This window comes from Rhodococcus sp. (in: high G+C Gram-positive bacteria), from assembly GCF_049299235.1.
Lineage (GTDB): Bacteria > Actinomycetota > Actinomycetes > Mycobacteriales > Mycobacteriaceae > Rhodococcus.
In genome coordinates this window covers 1-2,182 of the sequence record NZ_JBAQXC010000338.1, presented here as the reverse complement: position 1 = coordinate 2,182, position 2,182 = coordinate 1, and the positions used below count along the sequence as shown (strand labels likewise).

Genomic DNA, 2,182 nt, shown 5'->3' with positions numbered 1-2,182 from the left:
ATCGACCGGCAATCCTTGTAGCGCCAATCCTTGAAGACCACCTGTCCATCGTGGACCGCCTTGATGAGAGCCTGGTCGTAGAGCGTAAGTGCGGGTGTTTCGAACCTTTTAAAGGTGACCTAGCCGGGCAAAACCGGTCCAAGTCATATGTTATGATGCGGGCCATAAAGGAGCCCCGGTATGAGTCGAAAAAAATATTCGCCCGAAGAGATCATTCAGATCCTTCGCACGTTCGAAATTGAGCAAAGCAAGGGAATCACGCAAGAAGAGGCCGCAAGAAAAATTGGCGTAACAGTCGTAACGCTTAGCCGCTGGAAAAAAGAATACGGCGGCCTACGAGTTGACCAAGCCAAACGCCTTCGCGAGCTCGAACAGGAAAATGGCCGCTTGAAAAAGCTCGTGGCCGATCTCTCCGTCGATAACCAAATATTAAAAGAGGTTTCCAAGGGAAACTTCTAAGCCCAGCCCGAAAGCGAGATGCGGTTATGCATGTCAAAAAGGAGCTGGGCTTTTCAGAGCGGAGGATTTGCAAGGTGCTAAAAACGCACCGCTCACTTCTTCGCTATAAGCCAGTGAATCGTGATTTTCAAAACAAGCTCAGAGAGCGCGTCGTGAGCGTAGCTTCAGAATTTGGCCGATATGGGTATCGCCAAGTGACTGGAATTTTAAATATGGAAGGCTGGGACGTGGGCAAGGATCGAGTTTTCTCAATCTGGCAGCAGGAAGGATTAAAAGTGCCTCAGAAACAGCCGAGGCGCGCTCGCCTTTGGCTCTCGGATGGCTCGTGCATCCGGCAGCGGCCAGAATACGTGAATCACGTTTGGTCCTACGATTTTGTGTCTGAGCAAACGCATGATGGAAGGAAATTCAAAATCTTGAACATCATTGATGAATTTTCTAGGGAGTGCCTGCTTTCTTTGGTGGCGAGGAGAATCAGATCCAACGATGTGATTAACGCACTTGCCGATTTATTTTTGAAACGTGGGCTTCCAAAGCATATCCGGTCCGATAACGGCCCGGAATTTATTGCCACGAAATTAAGAGCTTGGCTTGCGAGGCTTGAGGTTACGCCACTTTTTATTCATCCAGGAAGCCCATGGGAGAACGGCTACTGCGAATCATTTAATGGTAAGATGAGATACGAATTATTGAACGGAGAAATCTTCTTTTCTCTCTTGGAAGCAAAAGTTATAATTGAGCAATGGCGCCATCACTACAATACGAAGAGACCGCACAGTTCTTTGGGATATTTGCCGCCTGCGCCTCTAGCTTTTCAGCAGAATTTCCGAGGAGTAATGGCTGGAACTAAACTCTAGGAGTGGAACAAAAACTCCCGGCTGGTCACAATCACCTTCGGCTTTCGGCCTTGCACTCTTAAGCTTTCTAGAACTTGAACGACGTCCGTGCCTTTAATCGAAGTTTTCGGCAAAAGATCTGGAAGACCGCGACTAAAGTGATCGACCATCGTCAAGATCTTGAGCTGCCTTCCGCTGGCGAGTCGATCAAAGATAAAATCCATGGACCACACTTCGTCGGGACATGCCGGAACTTCGAGCGCGACACGCAAGTGTCTGAGCTTCTTCTTCCGACGGCGAAGCCTTAGAAGTAGCCCTTCTTCTCGGTAAATGCGTTCGGTTCGCTTATGGTTCACGGGTTCCTCCCATTCGTTCCTGATCATGTCGTGGATCATCTGGTGGCCGTACGGATAGCGTGCTGCCAGTTCTCGCATCCGCTCTCTGAGCTTGGTGTTACGATCTGGTCTTGGCTGATACCACCACGTAAATCGGTTAAGTCCAAAGATCTTACAGGCCCGCCGATGCTTAAGCCTGAACTTCTCGATGGCAGCTCGGGCCAAAGTTTTACGTTCGACAGGCCGCCTTACTTTTTTCCTAAAGCATCCTTTAAGACGACGATGTCGAGGGCCTGTTCCGCGATCAACCGCTTGAGCTTTGTGTTCTCAGCTTCCAGCGCCTTCATCTTCTTGGCCTCGCCAACTTCCATGCCGCGGAACTTCCGCCGCCATTTGTAGAACGTGTAGCTCGAGATCTTGTGCGCTCGGCAGATCTCGGCGACTGACGTGCCGGACTCCGACTCTTTGAGGATCTGAACGATCTGCTCTTCGGAAAAACGTCCCTTCTTCATGCTCTCTCCCTTCAAAAACCGAGCATCATGCCCGGCGTTA

The 2,182-nt window shown here is 50.0% G+C and carries 3 protein-coding genes; 1 reads left to right on the top strand and 2 read right to left on the bottom strand.

The features are described from left to right. Window positions 1–180 precede the first annotated feature (180 nt). Window positions 181–1,316 (top strand): IS3 family transposase gene (locus WAX14_RS21165; protein WP_422630011.1). Its coding sequence is split into 2 segments (ribosomal slippage): window positions 181–445 and window positions 445–1,316, totalling 1,137 coding nucleotides; the frame shifts between segments, so codons are not numbered across the junction. On the opposite strand, the gene WAX14_RS21160 is transcribed toward WAX14_RS21165, so the two are convergent. Together WAX14_RS21160 and tnpA are read right to left on the bottom strand one after the other, a co-directional pair. After that, complete coding sequence (locus tag WAX14_RS21160; RefSeq protein ID WP_422630010.1) at window positions 1,313–1,855, bottom strand: IS3 family transposase; 543 nt, start codon at window positions 1,853–1,855, stop codon at window positions 1,313–1,315. The two genes, WAX14_RS21165 and WAX14_RS21160, sit on opposite strands and share 4 nt — an antisense overlap. A 23-nt stretch (window positions 1,856–1,878) precedes the next feature. Beyond that, on the bottom strand, window positions 1,879–2,182 hold a 304-nt coding region (gene tnpA, locus WAX14_RS21155; protein ID WP_422630009.1), incomplete at its 5' end, for an IS66 family insertion sequence element accessory protein TnpA.